Source organism: Anabaena sp. 90 (assembly GCF_000312705.1).
Taxonomy (GTDB): Bacteria; Cyanobacteriota; Cyanobacteriia; order Cyanobacteriales; family Nostocaceae; genus Dolichospermum; species Dolichospermum lemmermannii.
This window is the reverse complement of sequence record NC_019427.1, coordinates 2,072,414-2,092,033: the sequence shown is the minus strand read 5'-3', so window position 1 is coordinate 2,092,033 and position 19,620 is coordinate 2,072,414. Positions and strand designations below refer to the sequence as shown.

22 protein-coding genes and 1 pseudogene are annotated in these 19,620 nt (G+C 35.3%); 14 read left to right on the top strand and 9 right to left on the bottom strand.

The features are described from left to right. The first annotated feature begins 43 nt into the window (after positions 1-43). From hoxU to ANA_RS27520, 5 genes and pseudogenes are all read left to right on the top strand, one after another. Positions 44-760: a bidirectional hydrogenase complex protein HoxU gene (gene hoxU / locus ANA_RS09290; protein WP_015079814.1), complete on the top strand. Its 717-nt coding sequence runs from the start codon at positions 44-46 to the stop codon at positions 758-760. Positions 761-830: 70 nt separating this feature from the next. Beyond that, positions 831-1,376 (top strand): hydrogenase subunit HoxY, encoded by a 546-nt coding sequence (locus ANA_RS09285; protein ID WP_015079813.1) that lies wholly within the window; start codon positions 831-833, stop codon positions 1,374-1,376. Between the two features lie 73 nt (positions 1,377-1,449). Next, a complete protein-coding gene (locus tag ANA_RS09280) occupies positions 1,450-2,064 on the top strand; it encodes a CP12 domain-containing protein (RefSeq protein ID WP_015079812.1) in 615 nt (204 codons plus the stop codon). A 128-nt stretch (positions 2,065-2,192) separates the two neighbouring features. Then, positions 2,193-3,641 (top strand): Ni/Fe hydrogenase subunit alpha, encoded by a 1,449-nt coding sequence (locus ANA_RS09275; protein ID WP_041458343.1) that lies wholly within the window; start codon positions 2,193-2,195, stop codon positions 3,639-3,641. Positions 3,642-3,742: 101 nt separating this feature from the next. Then, a pseudogene (locus ANA_RS27520) lies at positions 3,743-3,895 on the top strand (Uma2 family endonuclease); the annotation flags it as partial. 133 nt (positions 3,896-4,028) lie between these two features. Here the strand turns inward: ANA_RS27520 and ANA_RS09270 are convergent. Next, positions 4,029-4,424 carry a pentapeptide repeat-containing protein gene (locus ANA_RS09270; RefSeq protein ID WP_015079810.1) on the bottom strand — a complete coding sequence of 132 codons (396 nt, stop codon included), beginning with the start codon at positions 4,422-4,424 and terminating at the stop codon, positions 4,029-4,031. 72 nt (positions 4,425-4,496) lie between these two features. On the opposite strand from ANA_RS09270, the gene ANA_RS27025 reads away from it, so the two are divergent. The 4 genes from ANA_RS27025 (at position 4,497) to ANA_RS09245 (ending at position 10,095) form a co-directional block, all read left to right on the top strand. After that, positions 4,497-4,982 (top strand): SDR family oxidoreductase, encoded by a 486-nt coding sequence (locus tag ANA_RS27025; RefSeq protein ID WP_015079809.1) that lies wholly within the window; start codon positions 4,497-4,499, stop codon positions 4,980-4,982. 97 nt (positions 4,983-5,079) lie between these two features. Further along, positions 5,080-5,526 (top strand): hydrogenase maturation protease, encoded by a 447-nt coding sequence (locus ANA_RS09260; protein ID WP_015079808.1) that lies wholly within the window; start codon positions 5,080-5,082, stop codon positions 5,524-5,526. A gap of 270 nt (positions 5,527-5,796) precedes the next feature. After that, positions 5,797-8,565, top strand: a complete 2,769-nt coding sequence (locus ANA_RS09250; RefSeq protein WP_015079807.1) for a bifunctional acetate--CoA ligase family protein/GNAT family N-acetyltransferase — start codon at positions 5,797-5,799, stop codon at positions 8,563-8,565. A gap of 117 nt (positions 8,566-8,682) precedes the next feature. Beyond that, positions 8,683-10,095 carry a glycosyltransferase gene (locus tag ANA_RS09245; protein ID WP_015079806.1) on the top strand — a complete coding sequence of 471 codons (1,413 nt, stop codon included), beginning with the start codon at positions 8,683-8,685 and terminating at the stop codon, positions 10,093-10,095. A 43-nt stretch (positions 10,096-10,138) separates the two neighbouring features. Here ANA_RS09245 and ANA_RS09240 read toward each other — a convergent pair whose 3' ends face one another. Continuing rightward, positions 10,139-10,615 carry a DUF29 domain-containing protein gene (locus tag ANA_RS09240; RefSeq protein ID WP_015079805.1) on the bottom strand — a complete coding sequence of 159 codons (477 nt, stop codon included), beginning with the start codon at positions 10,613-10,615 and terminating at the stop codon, positions 10,139-10,141. Positions 10,616-10,875: 260 nt separating this feature from the next. Here ANA_RS09240 and ANA_RS09235 point away from each other — a divergent pair, with 260 nt between their 5' ends. From ANA_RS09235 to ANA_RS09225, 3 genes are all read left to right on the top strand, one after another. Then, positions 10,876-11,856, top strand: coding sequence for a class I SAM-dependent methyltransferase (locus tag ANA_RS09235; protein ID WP_015079804.1), 981 nt, complete (start codon positions 10,876-10,878; stop codon positions 11,854-11,856). Beyond that, complete coding sequence (locus ANA_RS09230) at positions 11,856-12,536, top strand: alpha-ketoglutarate-dependent dioxygenase AlkB (RefSeq protein ID WP_015079803.1); 681 nt, start codon at positions 11,856-11,858, stop codon at positions 12,534-12,536. Before ANA_RS09235 ends, ANA_RS09230 begins: the two co-directional genes overlap by 1 nt. Before the next feature lie 129 nt (positions 12,537-12,665). Then, a complete protein-coding gene (locus ANA_RS09225; protein WP_015079802.1) occupies positions 12,666-12,884 on the top strand; it encodes an addiction module protein in 219 nt (72 codons plus the stop codon). 31 nt (positions 12,885-12,915) lie between these two features. Here ANA_RS09225 and ANA_RS09220 read toward each other — a convergent pair whose 3' ends face one another. Beyond that, the gene (locus tag ANA_RS09220) at positions 12,916-13,170 is read right to left on the bottom strand and encodes a UPF0175 family protein (RefSeq protein WP_015079801.1); all 255 of its coding nucleotides are present in this window, start codon (positions 13,168-13,170) and stop codon (positions 12,916-12,918) included. 197 nt (positions 13,171-13,367) lie between these two features. Between ANA_RS09220 and ANA_RS09215 the strand changes: the two genes are divergently transcribed. Next, complete coding sequence (locus ANA_RS09215) at positions 13,368-13,592, top strand: addiction module protein (RefSeq protein ID WP_015079800.1); 225 nt, start codon at positions 13,368-13,370, stop codon at positions 13,590-13,592. Further along, positions 13,589-13,885 (top strand): type II toxin-antitoxin system RelE/ParE family toxin, encoded by a 297-nt coding sequence (locus tag ANA_RS09210; RefSeq protein ID WP_015079799.1) that lies wholly within the window; start codon positions 13,589-13,591, stop codon positions 13,883-13,885. The genes ANA_RS09215 and ANA_RS09210 overlap by 4 nt, the downstream gene beginning before the upstream one ends. A gap of 120 nt (positions 13,886-14,005) precedes the next feature. On the opposite strand, the gene ANA_RS09205 is transcribed toward ANA_RS09210, so the two are convergent. The 6 genes from ANA_RS09205 to ANA_RS09180 all read right to left on the bottom strand — a co-directional run bounded on the left by ANA_RS09205 (position 14,006) and on the right by ANA_RS09180 (position 19,166). Beyond that, positions 14,006-14,242 (bottom strand): hypothetical protein, encoded by a 237-nt coding sequence (locus tag ANA_RS09205; protein WP_015079798.1) that lies wholly within the window; start codon positions 14,240-14,242, stop codon positions 14,006-14,008. Positions 14,243-14,361: 119 nt separating this feature from the next. Beyond that, the gene (locus ANA_RS09200; RefSeq protein WP_015079797.1) at positions 14,362-15,246 is read right to left on the bottom strand and encodes an Rpn family recombination-promoting nuclease/putative transposase; all 885 of its coding nucleotides are present in this window, start codon (positions 15,244-15,246) and stop codon (positions 14,362-14,364) included. 125 nt (positions 15,247-15,371) lie between these two features. Continuing rightward, positions 15,372-16,208 (bottom strand): Rpn family recombination-promoting nuclease/putative transposase, encoded by an 837-nt coding sequence (locus ANA_RS09195; RefSeq protein WP_015079796.1) that lies wholly within the window; start codon positions 16,206-16,208, stop codon positions 15,372-15,374. 125 nt (positions 16,209-16,333) lie between these two features. Beyond that, the gene (locus ANA_RS09190; RefSeq protein ID WP_015079795.1) at positions 16,334-17,194 is read right to left on the bottom strand and encodes an Rpn family recombination-promoting nuclease/putative transposase; all 861 of its coding nucleotides are present in this window, start codon (positions 17,192-17,194) and stop codon (positions 16,334-16,336) included. Between the two features lie 125 nt (positions 17,195-17,319). Then, on the bottom strand, positions 17,320-18,168 hold the full coding sequence (locus tag ANA_RS09185; RefSeq protein ID WP_015079794.1) for an Rpn family recombination-promoting nuclease/putative transposase: 849 nt from the start codon (positions 18,166-18,168) through the stop codon (positions 17,320-17,322). A 125-nt stretch (positions 18,169-18,293) separates the two neighbouring features. After that, positions 18,294-19,166 (bottom strand): Rpn family recombination-promoting nuclease/putative transposase, encoded by an 873-nt coding sequence (locus ANA_RS09180; protein ID WP_015079793.1) that lies wholly within the window; start codon positions 19,164-19,166, stop codon positions 18,294-18,296. Positions 19,167-19,620: the final 454 nt, after the last annotated feature.

Genomic DNA, 19,620 nt, shown 5'->3' with positions numbered 1-19,620 from the left:
AAGAGTTATTTACCAATTACCAATTACCAATTACCAAATTATTATGACTGTAAAAACTTTAACAATAAATGGGGAATTGATTAGCGCTCGTGAGAATGAAACCTTACTAGAAGCAGCGCAGGAAGCGAGTATTCATATTCCTACATTGTGCCATTTAGAAGGTGTAGATGATATTGGTGCTTGTCGTTTATGTTTGGTGGAAATTGCGGGAAGTAATAAATTACAACCTGCTTGCGTGACAAAAGTGATAGAAGGAATGGAGGTAAATACAAATAGCGATCGCTTACAAAAATATCGGCGGACAATTGTAGAAATGTTATTTGCCGAAGGTAATCATGTTTGTTCCGTTTGTGTTGCTAATGGTAACTGTGAATTACAAGATTTAGCCATAGAAATGGGCATGGATCATCTCCGCTTAGAATATCAAAATCCTCAGCGAACTGTTGATACTTCTCATCATCTTTTTGGCATAGATCATAATCGTTGTGTGCTTTGCACTCGCTGTATTCGGGTCTGTGATGAAATCGAAGGCGCACATACTTGGGATATGGCAGGAAGAGGATCAAAATCTCACGTAATTACTGATTTAAATCAACCTTGGGGAACTTCCCAAACTTGTACTTCCTGCGGTAAATGTGTAAATGCCTGTCCCACAGGAGCGTTATTTGATAAGGGTTCAAGTGTTGGTGAAATGAAACATGATCGGGGCAAAATTGAATTTTTAGTAACTGCACGAGAGAAAAAACAATGGAATTTTTAATATCTAGTATCTCACGCAGAGGCGCAAAGGGAGAAATACATGAATTTTAAATATCTAAAAATCTAAAAAAATGACTAAAATTAAATTAGCAACAGTTTGGTTAGGTGGTTGTTCTGGCTGTCATATGTCCTTTCTTGATTTAGATGAATGGTTAATAGACTTAGCTGCACAAGTAGATCTAGTTTATAGTCCCATTGCTGATATTAAAGAATATCCCGAAGGTGTAGATATCGTATTAGTTGAAGGTGCTATAGCTAATGAAGAACATTTAGAATTAATTTACAAAATTAGAGAACGAACTAAAACAATAATTTCCTTTGGTGATTGTGCTGTTACTGGTAATGTCACCGCTTTGCGTAATCTTTCCGGTGGTGCTGAACCAGCCCTACAATTAGCTTATATTCAAGCAGCCGATATTAATCAACAAATTCCCAATTCACCAGGAATTGTTCCCCCTTTACTAGATACAGTTGTCCCTGTGCATAAGGTAGTACCTGTTGATATTTATTTACCAGGTTGTCCACCTTCTGCACCTCGCATTCGTGCCGCACTTGCACCACTATTAAAAGGAGAAAAGCCGGAAATTGTCGGCCGAGAAATGATTAAATTTGGTTAATTAGTGATCACGACCAAATAAATATCTTCTTTCTTCTTCTTTCTCCTGACTCCTATTTTTTCTGAGGTAAATTATGTTAACAGCAGCAGATGTGATGACTAAAGATGTGGCCATGATTCGCAGTTCAGCCACAGTCAAAGAAGCAGTTGATTTAATGAAAGCAAGAGATTGGAGAGCATTAATTGTAGATCGTCGTCATGAACAAGATGCTTATGGAATTATCACAGAAAGCGACATTGTTTATAAAGTCATTTCCTACAGCAAAGATCCAAATAAAATCCGTGTTTATGAAATTATGACTAAACCTTGTATTGTCGTCAATCCAGAATTAGGTTTAGAATATGTAGCCAGATTATTTGCTAACCACCATCTCCGCCGTGCGCCTGTAATTAGTGGTAAATTATTAGGAATAATTTCACTTACTGACATCTTAGCCAGAAGTAGTTGTTTAGAACAACCGCGCTCATTTTTGTTAGAACAAGAATTACAAGATGAAATTAAAAAAGCTCGAATTGTTTGTGCAGAAAAAGGCATTAATTCCACAGAATGTGCAGCCGCTTGGGATGTGGTAGAAGAAATTCAAGCAGAAATTGCTCACCAACTCTCTGAAAAACCTCTCAAAACTGCCTTTGAAGATTACTGTGATGAATATCCAGAATTAGCAGAATCTAGAATTTATGATTTGTAATTACTATCCGTAGGTTGGGTAGAACAAAGTGAAACCCAACAAAATCTTTGATAATGTTGCGGAAATGTTGGGTTTCCTTCCGTCAACCCAACCTACAATTTTATATAATTACTAATCACCGATTAATTATGAAAACAATCATTATTGACCCCGTTACTCGCATTGAAGGCCACGCGAAAATTAGCATTTATTTAGATGATGAAGGTCAAGTAAATGATGCTAGATTTCATGTCACTGAATTTCGCGGGTTTGAAAAATTTTGTGTTGGTCGTCCATTTCCAGAAATGCCAGGAATTACTGCGAGAATTTGCGGTATTTGTCCAGTCAGTCACTTATTAGCATCAGCCAAAACAGGCGATCGCATTTTAGCCGTCACAATCCCCAAAACAGCCACCCAATTACGCCGTTTGATGAATTTAGGGCAAATCATCCAATCCCATGCCCTCAGCTTCTTTCACCTCAGCGCACCAGACCTATTATTAGGTATGGATAGCGAACCAGAAAAACGCAATATTTTTGGTTTAATTGCCACTGAACCGGAATTAGCCAGAGGTGGAATCCGTTTACGCCAATTTGGACAAGAAATCATTGAATTATTAGGAGGCAAAAAAATTCATCCTTCCTGGGCTGTTCCTGGTGGAGTTCGTGACCCTTTAACCACAGAAAATCGCACCCACATTCAGCAAAAAATTCCTGAAGCCAAAGCCACTGTAATTAGTGCCATAGCTTTATTTAAAACCCTATTAAAAACTTATGAGAAAGAAGCAAAAACCTTTGGTAATTTTCCGAGTTTATTCATGGGTTTAGTCAGTTCTGAAGGTTTATGGGAAACTTATGATGGACATATCCGATTTGTTGATAGTGGAGGAAACATCGTTGCTGATAATCTTGACCCCACTAACTATCATGAATTTATCGGTGAAGCGGTGCAAACAGACTCTTATTTAAAATCACCTTATTATCTTCCTTTAGGTTATCCTGATAGCAGTGATCATTGTCGTTTAGATAGTGGAATGTATCGCGTCGGACCATTAGCTAGATTAAATATTTGTAGTCAAATTGGCACAGCTTTAGCAGACACAGAATTAAAAGAATTCCGCAGTTATGAAAATGGTACTATTAAATCATCATTTTTCTATCATTATGCCCGGTTAATTGAAATTTTAGCAGCAATTGAACATATAGAGATTATCCTTGATGATCCAGATATTTTATCAACTCGTCTCTGTGCTGAAGCTGGTATTAATTGCCTAGAAGCTGTGGGTGTAAGTGAAGCCCCAAGGGGGACATTATTTCACCATTATCAAGTTGATGAAAATGGTTTAATGTTAAAGGTAAATTTGATTATTGCCACGGGTCAAAATAACTTAGCAATGAATCGTAGCGTTGCCCAAATTGCCCGCCATTTTATCCAAGGTGATAACATAAAAGAAGGAATGTTAAACCGTGTCGAAGCCGGAATTAGGGCTTTTGATCCTTGTTTGAGTTGTTCAACTCATGCAATGGGACAAATGCCTTTATTAATAGAAGTAGTAAATAACAATGGTGCTGTAGTTAATCAAATTTGCCGTAATTAAGTATTTAGATCCCCGACTTCTTGAAGAAGTCGGGGATCTGGGGATCTGGTATTTTTATGATATAATTTAAGCTAAACTCATATTACCCAAATTTTATCTATTATTTAGAATGCTACAGTGACCCATATCAAGATTTACAAGGTAAATTTGGCTATCGTCACAAATCAATTATCCTCCCTAATGAGTCTGTCAAATTGCCATCTTTCCCGGAATTAATCTTAGATTTAACTAAAGTATTTCCAGGGGAAAATTAAGTTATAAAATTAAAATTTGCAAAAATTGATAAAATATGCTATTCTAATTGTCAAGTGATATAATGGGATAACTATAACAAGTTACGATATTGTCAGTATAAATAATAAGCGGCTATAGCAGCCGCACCAGTATCTATGCTGAGTTTTCACTCATGTTTACACCTGCTACAATAGGGTCAAAATTTGTGGGAAACCGGGTATTATGATCACAATCTGCTTTTTCTAAATGCGTCCCCTGTAAATTAGCTGTACGTAAATTTGCAGAAAATAACATTGCTCCGCGCAAATCTGCATTTTCTAAATTAGCTTCACTTAAATCAGCAAAACTCAAATCACATCCTCGCAGATTTGCACCACTGAGATTAGCTGTACTCAAATCAGCATAACTGAAATCAGAGCCTTTCAAGTCAAAATTTTGTAGATTAGCTTCTCCTAATTCTGCTTTTTCAAAGTCTCTTTTTCCGACTGCATATTCTTCTACAATCGTAGCAGCACTATTAATTGACTGTTGAAAATTAACTTCAGGCATAGAGCAGCCTCACAATTTATCTAAATTTTTTACGGAATTCTCAATGCTATCTACATTCATATTATAACGGATATGCAAAAAAATACAGGCTATGTTTACATAAGTTTGTTTTCAGTGTTTTTGTGTCTTATCAGAAATTTCTCAAATCTTTATGCTAGTTTTAAAGCAAAGGATAAATCATCAGGAGAATACTCCCCTTTTTATCCTTCCACGGTCTTTCGCAAACAACTAGCTACAATAAATTCGGTTAATTTGTCAAATTTTCAGCCTTATACAGCTAGTAAACACGCGGTATTAGGCTTAACTCAAACAGTGGCTTTAGAAGTTGCCCAATCAAATATTCGTGTTAATGCAGTATGTCCGGGGGTGATTGATACAGATCTGGCTCGTCCTTTCTTTTCTATTCCTTTTTATCGAGAGTTTATTAACAAACATCCCATGGGTAGAGTCGGAAAAGAAGAAGAAGTTGCTAATGTAGTAGTTTTTCTTTGTTCAGATCAGGCTTCCTTTATTACGGAAGAATACCTTGTCATAGACGGAGGTTTTATGGCTCAGTAAATGACTTCAAAAATAACAATTTATTTGATGTTTCAAAAACATTTAGGAGGAAAATTAAAAATGCCGTGTTGTACTAGATCAAAAGAGTTGAAAAATAATGGTAACTGCAATGGTGATTGGTTATGGCAATGATTTACGTGGTGATGATGCTATTGGACAACAAGTGGCAAAAGCTATCAAAGATTGTTGTTTATCATCTGTGCAATCCATTGCAATTCATCAATTGACACCAGAATTAGCTGCACCTTTAGCAAATGTCAATTTAGCAATTTTTGTTGATGCTTGTATCAATTCCCAATCTGGTCAGGTGCAGGTGCAATCATTATTACCGTCTGAGTTGAATACTATTAATACCCATATTAGTAATCCGTCATCCCTACTTGCCCTTTCTCAAATCCTCTATGGTCATTGTCCCTCAGCGTGGTTAGTCTCAGTCCCAGGAGTGAATTTTGAACTGAGCGATCGCATTTCACCAACAGCAGAAAAAGGTATAGCGATCGCCATAGTTACAATTATGCAAATTCTTAATACAATTGAAAAATAGGGTTCTGTCCAGAAGCAGTGGTGTCAACTTCAGCTAAAAATAGTTTATTTATTGGCTTCCATACCCGCACTGAAATGATGGTGTAGCGTAAGCCATATTTCCGGGCTAATAGCCAAACTTTACTTAAGTAAACTGAGGATTTTTGAGAATTTTTAGTCATCTTTAGATGACTTTAGCTATGAGACTGGGAATTCATTCCCAGAGCGGCTTTTTCCATCAATATTGTACCTCATTCAATAGCATACCGCTATAACTGATTAAGGAGTAGTCATGGAAGCACCTATCAAACCAATCACCAACAAGCCTTACAATATCTTTTGTCCAGAGAAATTAAACCCATTAGATGCCATTTTTGCACCTAAAACTGTTGCTGTCATTGGTGCAAGTGAGAAACCCGGAAGTGTGGGACGGAATCTACTTTGGAACTTAATCACTAATCCCTTTGGAGGAACAGTTTTTCCCATTAATCCTCAGCATTCTAGTATATTAGGAATTAAAGCTTATTCTACTATATTTGATGTTCCTGAAAAAATAGATTTAGCTGTTATTGCCACTCCTGCATCTACAGTCCCAAAAATTATTGCTGATGGCGTTGAGTCCGGAATTAAAGGAGCAATTATTATTTCCGCTGGTTTTAAAGAAGCTGGAGAAAAAGGTATCGCTTTAGAACAGGAAATCCTGCAACAAGCACACCGAGGAAAAATTAAAATTATTGGACCCAATTGTTTAGGATTAATGAATCCAATTTCCGGTTTAAATGCTACATTTGCCAGTAAAATGGCGCGTCCAGGAAATGTTGGTTTTATTAGTCAAAGTGGAGCTTTATGTACAGCAATTTTAGACTGGAGTTTTCAAGAGAATGTAGGTTTTAGCACCTTTATTTCCATTGGTTCAATGTTAGATATTAGTTGGGGAGATTTAATTTATTATCTTGGTGATGACCCCCATACTAAAAGTATTGTAATTTATATGGAATCCATTGGGAATGCGCGTTCCTTCCTATCAGCAGCGCGAGAAGTGGCTTTAACAAAACCGATAATTGTGATTAAAGCTGGTCGGACACCAGCCGCAGCTAAAGCAGCCGCTTCTCACACAGGATCATTAGCAGGAAGTGATGCTGTTTTAGATGCAGCTTTTCGCCGTTGTGGGGTGTTACGAGTCAATAGTATTTCTGATTTATTTGATATGTCGGAAGTATTAGCAAAACAACCCCGTCCCCAAGGTCCCCGGCTAACAATTTTAACTAATGCTGGCGGTCCGGGAGTATTAGCAACAGATACATTAATTGAAAGTGGAGGAGAATTAGCAGCAATTTCTCCAGAAATAATGAGTTCTTTAAATGAAATTTTACCCCCGCAATGGAGTCATAATAATCCTATTGATATTTTAGGAGATGCTGATCCCCAACGTTATAAAAAAGCCTTAGAAATTATCACAAAAGATCCCAATAGTGATGGGTTATTAGTAATTTTAACGCCTCAAGCAATGACAGATCCTACCCAAATAGCCGAACAATTAAAACCTTATGTACAAATGTCTGGTAAACCAATTTTAGCCAGTTGGATGGGTGGTGCTGATGTAGCTGCGGGGCAACAAATTCTTAATAGTCAAGGTATTCCCACATACTCCTATCCCGATACAGCAGCGCGGGTATTTAGTTATATGTGGAAATCCAGTTATAACCTGCGCGGTATTTATGAAACTCCAGTTTTACCGACATTAACTTGTGATGCTAATACTCGTAATTGTGCTAAAGTGGAAAATATTATTCAAGCTGCAAAAACAGCAGGAAGAACAATTCTCACGGAATTTGAATCTAAGGAAATCTTAGCCGCTTACGGTATTCCTATAGTTGCAGGTTGCATTGCTGAAAGTGCAGATAAAGCAGTTGAATGTGCAGAAAATCTGGGTTATCCCGTTGTTTTAAAACTTTATTCTCAGACTATTACCCATAAAACTGATGTGGGTGGTGTGCAGTTAAATCTGCAAAATGCGGAATCGGTAAAACTTGCTTATCAAAATATTGAAACATCAGTAAAACAGAAAGCTAAAGCCGCAGATTTTCTCGGTGTAACTGTACAACCAATGATCAAAACAGATGGTTATGAATTGATTATTGGGAGTAGTTTAGATCCGCAATTTGGACCTGTATTATTATTTGGTGCTGGGGGACAATTGGTGGAAGTGTTTCAAGATAGTTCTATTGCCCTGCCGCCTCTTAATACTACCCTAGCCCGGCGAATGATGGAACAAACCAAAATTTACAAAGCCTTGCAAGGAGTCAGAGGACGGAAAAGTATTGATATTGCTGCTCTTGAACAATTAATGGTAGAATTTAGTCAATTAGTTGTGGAACAACCTGGGATTAAAGAAATTGATATTAATCCGTTGTTGGCTATTCCTCCCACTCCTATACATCCCGGAGGATTAATTGCCTTAGATGCGCGGGTAGTTTTACATTCTGCTGATGTGGAAAAGCATCAATTACCAAAATTAGCTATTCGTCCCTATCCTAGTCAATATATTAGTAATTGGAAATTGAACAATGGTACACCAATTACTATTCGTCCTATTCGTCCCGAAGACGAACCATTAATGGTAGAATTTCACAAAACCCTATCAGAAGAAAGTGTTTATTTCCGCTATTTCCACATGATTAAATTGAGTCAACGCATTACCCATGAACGACTCACCCGAATATGCTTTATTGACTATGATCGAGAAATGGCTTTAGTTGCAGAATACCAAAATCCCGAAACAGAAAAGCGGGAAATATTAGCAGTAGGAAGATTAAGTAAATTACATGGTAGTAATGCGGCAGAATTTGCTATGCTAGTTAGCGACAAATTTCAAGATCAAGGCTTAGGGACAGAATTACTCCGCAGATTGTTAGAAGTTGGTAAAAACGAGAGAAGTTGCTGTATCTATGCTGATATTTTAGCTGATAATTCAGGTATGCAGCGAGTATGTGAAAAACTTGGGTTCCAAATCACAAATACAAGTGATACAACAGTATTAAGGGCAGAAATTAAACTTTAAATGGGGTTGGCTGAAAAAATTTTTCAGCAAGTTATAATTAGGTGGACAGGAATCTGTTACAGTATTAGTCTGTAAATAAAAGCTACATAGCATAGATGTTTTTGAATTATGTAACCTATGCCGGCGAATTCCTGTCCTGAAAATGATGCTGATAACGGAAACTCTGATCCCCTTGACTCTATCTTTACTGACCTATCAGTAGATGAGGAATCAGAAGTAAGGATGGATTCCGCGTCTCTACCACCCAGCCGATTTAAAGGCCGTAGAGGCAAAGCTGCTCTAGTTTTAACTATAGTCTGGAGTGGTACTATTACCTTGCATTTAGTTTCCTGGGGTTCGATATTTGTCCTGGGACTAACAACAATGCTAGGTATTCATGCTTTGGGGATTATTTTCGCCAAACCCCGTCACCATTCCCAAGAAATAGAGGGAGATTTGCCTTTTGTTTCTGTGTTAGTGGCTGCTAAAAATGAGGAAGCGGTAATTGCCAGATTAGTCAAAAATTTGTGTAATTTGGAATACGGTAATGGTCAATATGAAGTCTGGATTATTGATGATAATAGTACGGACAATACACCCCAATTACTCGCCCAACTCAAGCAAGAATATCAACAACTTAATGTATTTAGGCGTGATCCTGACGCTAGTGGCGGCAAATCGGGGGCATTAAATCAAGTATTACCTCTGACAAAGGGAGACATTATTGCTGTATTTGATGCTGATGCCCAAGTTACACCAGATTTGCTATTACAAATAGTTCCGTTGTTTCAAAAAGAACGGGTAGGGGCGGTACAAATGCGTAAAGCGATCGCCAATGCTAAGGAAAATTTTTGGACTAAGGGACAAATGGCGGAAATGTTGTTGGATATTTGGTTTCAACAACAGCGTACCGCTATCGGTGGGATTGGTGAACTTCGAGGTAATGGTCAATTTGTCCGTCGTCAAGCCTTGGCTAGTTGCGGTGGTTGGAATGAGGAAACTATCACTGATGATCTGGATTTAACTATCCGGTTACATCTGGATAAATGGGATATTGAATGTGTTTTTTATCCTCCGGTGCAAGAAGAAGGTGTTACTAATGCTACAGCCCTTTGGCATCAACGTAACCGTTGGGCAGAAGGTGGTTATCAACGTTATTTAGACTACTGGGATCTGATTCTCAAAAACCGCATGGGGACAAGGAAAACCTGGGATTTGTTGATCTTTATGGTGACAATGTATATCTTACCGACAGCAGCAATACCAGATATTTTCATGGCGATCGCTCGTCATCGTCCCCCCATATTAAGTCCTGTAACTGGCTTATCTTTGGGAATGTCAGTAGTAGGAATGTTTGCCGGTTTAAAGCACGTCCGTTCCGATCAACAATTTAAACCATCTACCTATTTAATGGTACTTTTACAAACCCTGCGCGGCAGTTTATATATGTTGCATTGGTTAGTAGTTATGAGTAGCACAACGGCGCGAATGTCTTTCCGACCAAAACGCCTCAAATGGGTGAAAACTGTCCATACAGGTGTTGAGAAATAAGGAAATAAAAACCATAAATTCTACAGGGTGAAGGATGAATTTTCTATCCTTCATTTTTTTGTATTGGCAACCAATCATCTAAAATTTGTTCTAATGAACCAATGGGGATAACGGGAAATATGTCAAGAGGAAGTTGAGAACGATCTGATGCTTCTAATCTAGCATCTTGATAACATTCATCAAATATTTCTAAAATGTAAGGTTTTAAACTAGGACTATCTTTAAGTTCATCTTTTATCTCTCTGCGAAATGTTCTAATTTCCCCTAGCCAATGTCCTTGATTCCGTTCTCTTTCACTATCCCAATATTTGAGTTTTAGTAGATGAACAAATAGCTTAATTAATAAATTTGTAATTGTTCGTTTTTGACTTCTACTTATAGTTTCTAATTCTTCTAATAAGTTCTCTAAATCAACAGCGGAAAATTGTCCTGTGCGAAGTTGGTTAATGGTTGTTCTTATCCACAGGTAATAATCTTGATCGTATAAGGTTTGAGTTCTTGGTTGTGTTGATGTAACCATATACTGACGAGGATTTTACTATTTCTTTTATTTTAGCTTAATTTTTTATAAACATACTTACTTCAGTGATAAGTATAAAAAGCTAGATTTATACCAAAAACACAAATTGCTGAAATCAGCCTATATGTCAAATCTACTGACAAAAATCACAATAAATCCTTTATATGCCATTGACAATCATCAGCACGTAAAAGTATAATGAGTTTGTGTTTATTTATCAGTAAAGACGGTAAGACATAGTCAGTGGTGTGAGAAATGATATGATAATACCCATAAATGATAATGGTAAAGTAATTTATCAGCAATCAGATGAACTTATAACCTTTTTTAAGGAAACAGTTCAAAAACCATTCAACGATCATCCAAGAACAGAACAATGGGAGAGATTAGTTATAGAGCCTTACAGAAGTAAGAACTTTGATGAAATCAAAGCTATCGTAGGTGAAGGACAACAAAACGGAAAAAATTATGTTCTTTCAGGTCAAGCTAACTTTGACAAACCTTATAAGGGATTAACACAAGACGAAAGAGTCCTAGTCTATTGCTATAATAATATGAAGCAGCACACCGTAAGTCAATTATATATTTTCGAGAAGCATTCAGAAGTTTTTGAACCATACTTCTTTGAATCAAATAAGCAAGTTTTATTTCTGGACTTCGGCTGTGGACCTCTTACTTCTGGAATATCAGTAGCAAGATACTTTTCAGAACATTCACAGGGAAAGAATCAAAAGCTAAAATTCCGATATATAGGCATAGACAAGGCTGAATCTATGCTCCGAAAAGCTAAGGAGTTTAGTCAGTTTCCTAAACTTTTTCATGAGGAAAGTAAATTTTGGTTTTATCAGCCTAATTCGGTATCAAGTTCCTTTGGAGAAAGACCTTCTTCTTACATAACAAACTTTGCTGATGACACTTCATTAGTTGTTTTAAATTTTTCCTACTTCTTTGCTAGTCCTTCCCTAAATACAAGAGCTATTACGCAATTAGTTAACTTTTTAAAAGAATCAGTTTTTACAAAATTCCTGTTTAGTGATATCTGCCTCATTTTTCAAAATCCTCAATATTCAGACTTAAATACTAATTGGCATGAATTTTGTCAACAAGTCACTGAGTTAAAAAGTGCCATAACTGGACCAATTAAAACTAATTTTTACTACCATGACATTTTGAGTGGGGTTCAAAATCGGGAAACAAAGCTTTACTATGACATTCGATTTTTAGATATGGGAGAAAACTAATGCGCCAAATCAAGAATAAGTTAACTATTGGTAATCAGTTAAGTCTTTTTGAAGATATCCCACTTTTTCAAGAGGATAAAGACAAGCACAGTGAAAGTCGTCTAGAGACAGTAACTCATGAGCAAATTAGCGACTTAATTTATGTTCGTAATTTCATTAGTAGTGATGAACATGATTTTTTAGTGGAGAAGATTGACAGTCAGATGTGGCTTACAGATTTGCAAAGAAGAGTACAGCATTATGGCTATAAGTATGATTATAAGAAGCATAATATTGATAAGTCATTTTACATTGCACCTCTTCCTGACTGGGCATTAACCTTAGCACAAAGGCTACATAAAGTCTTTAGCCCAACAGTACCAGATCAAGTAATTGTGAATGACTACCAACCGGGACAAGGTATTTCTAGTCACACAGATTGCGTATCTTGTTTTACAGATGTCATTATATCTTTAAGCCTTTGTTCATCATGTGTAATGGATTTTAGTCATAACCAGACAGGAATGAAAACTTCGCTATTACTTGATCCAAAAAGTTTAATTGTCCTTAAAAATGAAGCTAGATATAACTGGTCACATGGAATAGCCAAAAGGAAAAGTGATTCTTTTGAAGGAAAAATAATTAAACGTTCTCGACGTATTTCTCTGACATTTAGAACTGTCATGTTCTCTGATAAATAAAGTATATGTAAAATCAGCAAAAACGCATCTAAATATTATTGATAAGATGGCGATAGCTGCGCTCGCCGTAGGCATCGCCTACACTAGAAAATAGATAAATACCTTATCTTCCCATCGAGGTCAGTTAACATGGATATCAGTGTAACTTTAAATCAAATCAAAGCCCTGAGTATTGCAGATAGAATTCGGATTGTACAAGATATTTTAGAAAGTATAGCAGCAGAACAGGCTTATCCCGATTTAACAACAGCACAAAAACGAGAACTTGATCGTCGGATTAGTGATTATGAAACAAATCCAGATAATGTAATGACATGGCAAGAAATCAAAGCTTCAATTAGAGATTAAATAAGAAGTATTAATAACAATTTCACTAGTGTTAGGCATTTTCTATATCTGATAATAATTCTTCTTCGCTTAAATCAATTAATGGCACTCCATAATCATTTAATTTGAGGATAAAAGTTACTCTCTCTACTCCCAGTAACGCCGCAGCCATACCAGAAGAAAGGCGTTTCATTTCATATAGTTTAACTGCCATAGCCCATTTTGCTTCTTGTTCAAACTGTTCTCTAGTTTTACCAACAGCATCAGGTAAAGTTTCGGGGTAGTTAATTTTGAGTTGCAAAGACATGATTTATTGTATAGCAAAGGTTGATAAAATAATAACAAAGATCATGATTAACTCAAAGTATACGGCGATATCTGGGTTGTGGTGCGATTCCTAGGTCGCGCTTCGCTATCGCATCCTCAAATTAATTCAAAGCTGAGAGCGATCGCTTATCCTAGAAAATAGATAAATACCTTATCTTCCTATTGAGGTCAGTTAACATGGACATCAGTGTAACTTTAAATGAAATCAAAGCCCTGAGTATTGCCGATAGAATTCAGATTGTACAAGATATTTTGGAAAGTATAGCAGCAGAACAGGCTTATCCCGATTTAACAACAGCGCAAAAACGAGAACTTGATCGTCGGATTACTGATTACGAAGCCAATCCAGATAATGTCATGACATGGGAGGAAATTAAATCGTCAATTAGAGGACAACAATGAATTATGTCCTAGTTTTTCGTCCAGAAGTTCGTGAAGAACTGAATGAGGCGTATAATTGGTATCAAAGTCAGCAAACAGGACTTGGTGACGAGTTTTTAGACTGCGTGGATAATATGCTAAATCGGATTTGTCAAATGCCAGAATCCTATGCAGTTGTGTATCTTGATGTTCGACGAACAGTGGTGCGACGTTTTCCCTACGCTATATACTACCGAATTGTGTCGAGTCGTGTGATTGTGACAGCAATTTTTCACAGTCGAAGAGATCCAAAATCATGGCAAACGCGAACCTAAAAAACAGAAGTTAATCGTAACAGCCTAATTATTAATTAACAGAGCGCGACCTAGGAATCGCCTTCTGTGGGGTTAAAGTCGGTAATGCGATCGCCAAGTCTATCAATTGGCATGATTCACTCAAATTCTTTTAATAGTTTCATAAGATAAACCAGTTGATTCTGCAATAATTTCTATGGCTATATTTTGCTCTTTCAAAGCTTTAGCAACTTTCTCAATACCTTTCTCAATACCAGCTTTCTCACCTTCTTCAAAGGCTGTATCAAATACATTTTTCACCTCTAAATACTGGACTAAACTCTTCTTATATTGTTGATAGCCGAAATCTGTATAAGGATTAAAGTATTTTGCGGACATAACTACTCCTCCAAGATTATTTTAACGAAATACTCACTGAATAACTTTAGAAAACTCTGTTTAATATTTCCTGTATAGCACAAAAAATGGGCGCAAGTCTATCAATTGGTATAATTCGCTCAAATTCTTTTAATAGCTTCATAAGATAAACCAGTTGATTCTGCAATAATTTCTATAGCTATATTTTGCTCTTTCAAAGCTTTAGCAACTTTCTCAATACCTTTCTCAATACCTTTCTCAATACCTTTCTCAATACCTTTCTCAATACCCTTCTCAATACCAGCTTTCTCACCTTCTTCAAAGGCTGTATCAAATACATTTTTCACTTCTAAATACTGGACTAAACTCTTCTTATATTGTTCATACTGCTCCACATTTAAGTGAGATATTTCCGCTATTTCAAACCCTTTCTGAAATATTGGTTCATTTAATATCACGGGTATATGATTAAAACTTTCTAAGTTCTTCAAAAAATACAACCATTTATCAAAATGCGTTATTAATTCATTTTCTTGTTTATTGAATAACGGCATTTGTAAGAATTTAAAATTTAACTTATCAAAGAAAATATCACCATCTTGATCTTTTAGACACACATCGCGCCTAAATTTAGATGTTGTATTTTCATCATACTCAAAATCTAAAATGGCGATAAAATAGACGGGTAGTAAAAAGAAATTCCAATCGCCTTTTTCTGATTGTTCACGAATGGGGAATGTGGAATAAAATAAGGCTCTATCTTTGAAATGCTTGATTTTTGCTTTTTGCATTTCCACGATAAACTTATCACCAGTTTTACTTTCGCAATAAATATCAAATATGGCTTTACGTTCTGCTATGGTATCAGCTAGATTTTCTGGATTTTTAAAGGTTAATTGTTGAATTTGATGATGTATTGGTAGAAGTTGGTTGAGAAAATCCATGAGTAAATCTTTACTGCCTTCTTCTCCGAACAGTTTCTTAAAACCGAAATCTGTATAAGGATTAAAGTATTTTGCGGACATAACTACTCCTTCAAGATTATTTTAATGAAATACTCGCTGAATAACTATGTATTTAGAAAACTCTGTCTAATATTTCCTGTATAGCACAAAAAATGGGCGCAAGTCTATCAATTGGTATAATTCGCTCAGATTCTTTTAATAGCTTCATAAGATAAACCAGTTGATTCTGCAATAATTTCTATAGCTATATTTTGCTCTTTCAATGCTTTGGCAACCTTCTCAATGCCCTTCTCAATACCAGCTTTCTCACCTTCTTCAAAGGCTGTATCAAATACATTTTTCACTTCTAAATACTGGACTAAACTCTTCTTATATTGTTCATACTGCTCCACATTTAAGTGAGATATTTCCGCTATTTCAAACCCTTTCTGAAATATTGGTTCATTTAATATCACGGGTATATGATTAAAACTTTCTAAGTTCTTCAAAAAATACAACCATTTATCAAAATGCGTTATTAATTCATTTTCTTGTTTATTGAATAACGGCATTTGTAAGAATTTAAAATTTAACTTATCAAAGAAAATATCACCATCTTGATCTTTTAGACACACATCGCGCCTAAATTTAGATGTTGTATTTTCATCATACTCAAAATCTAAAATGGCGATAAAATAGACGGGTAGTAAAAAGAAATTCCAATCGCCTTTTTCCGATTGTTCACGAATGGGGAATGTAGAATAGAATAAGGCTCTATCTTTGAAATGCTTGATTTTTGCTTTTTGCATTTCCACAATAAATTTATCACCAGTTTTACTTTCGCAGTAAATATCAAATATGGCTTTACGTTCTGCTATGGTATCAGCTAGATTTTCTGGATTTTTAAAGGTTAATTGTTGAATTTGATGATGTATTGGTAGAAGTTGGTTGAGAAAATCCATGAGTAAATCTTTACTGCCTTCTTCTCCGAACAGTTTCTTAAAACCGAAATCTGTATAAGGATTAAAGTATTTTGCGGACATAACTACTCCTCCAAGATTATTTTAATGAAATACTCGCTGAATAACTATGTATTTAGAAAACTCTGTCTAATATTTCCTGTATAGCACAAAAAATGGGCGCAAGTCTATCAATTGGTATAATTCGCTCAGATTCTTTTAATAGCTTCATAAGATAAACCAGTTGATTCTGCAATAATTTCTATAGCTATATTTTGCTCTTTCAATGCTTTGGCAACCTTCTCAATGCCCTTTTCAATACCCTTCTCAATGCCCTTTTCAATGCCGACCTTCTCACCTTCTTCAAAGGCTGTATCAAATACATTTTTCACTTCTAAATACTGGACTAAACTCTTCTTATATTGTTCATACTGCTCCACATTTAAGTGAGATATTTCCGCTATTTCAAACCCTTTCTGAAATATTGGTTCATTTAATATCACGGGTATATGATTAAAACTTTCTAAGTTCTTCAAAAAATACAACCATTTATCAAAATGCGTTATTAATTCATTTTCTTGTTTATTGAATAACGGCATTTGTAAGAATTTAAAATTTAACTTATCAAAGAAAATATCACCATCTTGATCTTTTAGACACACATCGCGCCTAAATTTAGATGTTGTATTTTCATCATACTCAAAATCTAAAATGGCGATAAAATAGACGGGTAGTAAAAAGAAATTCCAATCACCTTTTTCCGATTGTTCACGAATGGGGAATGTGGAATAAAATAAGGCTCTATCTTTGAAATGCTTGATTTTTGCTTTTTGCATTTCCACGATAAACTTATCACCAGTTTTACTTTCGCAATAAATATCAAATATGGCTTTACGTTCTGCTATGGTATCAGCTAGATTTTCTGGATTTTTAAAGGTTAATTGTTGAATTTGATGATGTATTGGTAGAAGTTGGTTGAGAAAATCAATGAGTAGATCTTTACTGCCTTCTTCTCCGAACAGTTTCTTAAAACCGAAATCTGTATAAGGATTAAAGTATTTTGCGGACATAACTACTCCTTCAAGATTATTTTAATGAAATACTCGCTGAATAACTATGTATTTAGAAAACTCTGTCTAATATTTCCTGTATAGCACAAAAAATGGGCGCAAGTCTATCAATTGGCATTATTCGCTTAAATTCTTTGAATAACTTCATAAGATAAACCAGTTGATTCTGCAATAATTTCTATAGCTATATTTTGCTCTTTCAATGCTTTGGCAACCTTCTCAATACCCTTCTCAATGCCCTTTTCAATGCCGACCTTCTCACCTTCTTCAAAGGCTGTATCAAATACATTTTTCACTTCTAAATACTGGACTAAACTCTTCTTATATTGTTCATACTGCTCCACATTTAAGTGAGATATTTCCGCTATTTCAAACCCTTTCTGAAATATTGGTTCATTTAATATCACGGGTATATGATTAAAACTTTCTAAGTTCTTCAAAAAATACAACCATTTATCAAAATGCGTTATTAATTCATTTTCTTGTTTATTGAATAACGGCATTTGTAAGAATTTAAAATTTAACTTATCAAAGAAAATATCACCATCTTGATCTTTTAGACACACATCGCGCCTAAATTTAGATGTTGTATTTTCGTCATACTCGAAATCTAAAATGGCGATAAAATAGACGGGTAGTAAAAAGAAATTCCAATCGCCTTTTTCTGATTGTTCACGAATGGGGAATGTGGAATAAAATAAGGCTCTATCTTTGAAATGCTTGATTTTTGCTTTTTGCATTTCCACGATAAACTTATCACCAGTTTTACTTTCGCAATAAATATCAAATATGGCTTTACGTTCTGCTATGGTATCAGCTAGATTTTCTGGATTTTTAAAGGTTAATTGTTGAATTTGATGATGTATTGGTAGAAGTTGGTTGAGAAAATCCATGAGTAAATCTTTACTGCCTTCTTCTCCGAACAGTTTCTTAAAACCGAAATCTGTATAAGGATTAAAGTATTTTGCGGACATAACTACTCCTTCAAGATTATTTTAATGAAATACTCGCTGAATAACTATGTATTTAGAAAACTCTGTCTAATATTTCCTGTATAGCACAAAAAATGGGCGCAAGTCTATCAATTGGTATAATTCGCTCAGATTCTTTTAATAGCTTCATAAGATAAACCAGTTGATTCTGCAATAATTTCTATAGCTATATTTTGCTCTTTCAATGCTTTGGCAACCTTCTCAATGCCCTTCTCAATACCTTTCTCAATACCTTGCTCAATACCCTTCTCAATACCAGCTTTCTCACCTTCTTCAAAGGCTGTATCAAATACATTTTTCACTTCTAAATACTGGACTAAACTCTTCTTATATTGTTCATACTGCTCCACATTTAAGTGAGATATTTCCGCTATTTCAAACCCTTTCTGAAATATTGGTTCATTTAATATCACGGGTATATGATTAAAACTTTCTAAGTTCTTCAAAAAATACAGCCATTTATCAAAATGCGTTATTAATTCATTTTCTTGTTTATTAAATAATGGCATTTGTAAAAATTTAAAGTTTAACTTATCAAAGAAAATATCACCATCTTGATCTTTTAGACATACATCGCGCCTAAATTTAGATGTTGTATTTTCGTCATACTCGAAATCTAAAATGGCGATAAAATAGACGGGTAGTAAAAAGAAATTCCAATCGCCTTTTTCTGATTGTTCACGAATGGGGAATGTGGAATAAAATAAGGCTCTATCTTTGAAATGCTTGATTTTTGCTTTTTGCATTTCCACGATAAACTTATCACCAGTTTTACTTTCGCAATAAATATCAAATATGGCTTTACGTTCTGCTATGGTATCAGCTAGATTTTCTGGATTTTTAAAGGTTAATTGTTGAATTTGATGATGTATTGGTAGAAGTTGGTTGAGAAAATCCATGAGTAGATCTTTACTGCCTTCTTCTCCGAACAGTTTCTTAAAACCGAAATCTGTATAAGGATTAAAGTATTTTGCGGACATAACTACTCCTCCAAGATTATTTTAATGAAATACTCGCTGAATAACTATGTATTTAGAAAACTCTGTCTAATATTTCCTGAATCAGAACATTAGTATCTAGAACTAGCTTCATGAAATTATCTCAAAAATTTCCTCATCGGTATAACCTGTTTGATTCTTTGCCATCAAATAAGAACGCAAGGCGCGGAATTTGTGGGTAAAGATATAATTATTTATTGTACAGTATCTATCAAGCCTCGGATTACTGATTACGAAGCAAATCCAGATCATGTAATGACATCAGAAGAAATCAAAGCTTCAATATAATCGCTTTTATATGCCAAGAAACATAAATTATTTATTTAAACAGATATTTTTATCTTGATCAAAATCGCTACAATAGCTACCACAGCTAGATTTATTCCCAGTTAATTTTGAAAATTTAGGCAATTAGGATAGCTATTGCTATTTACCT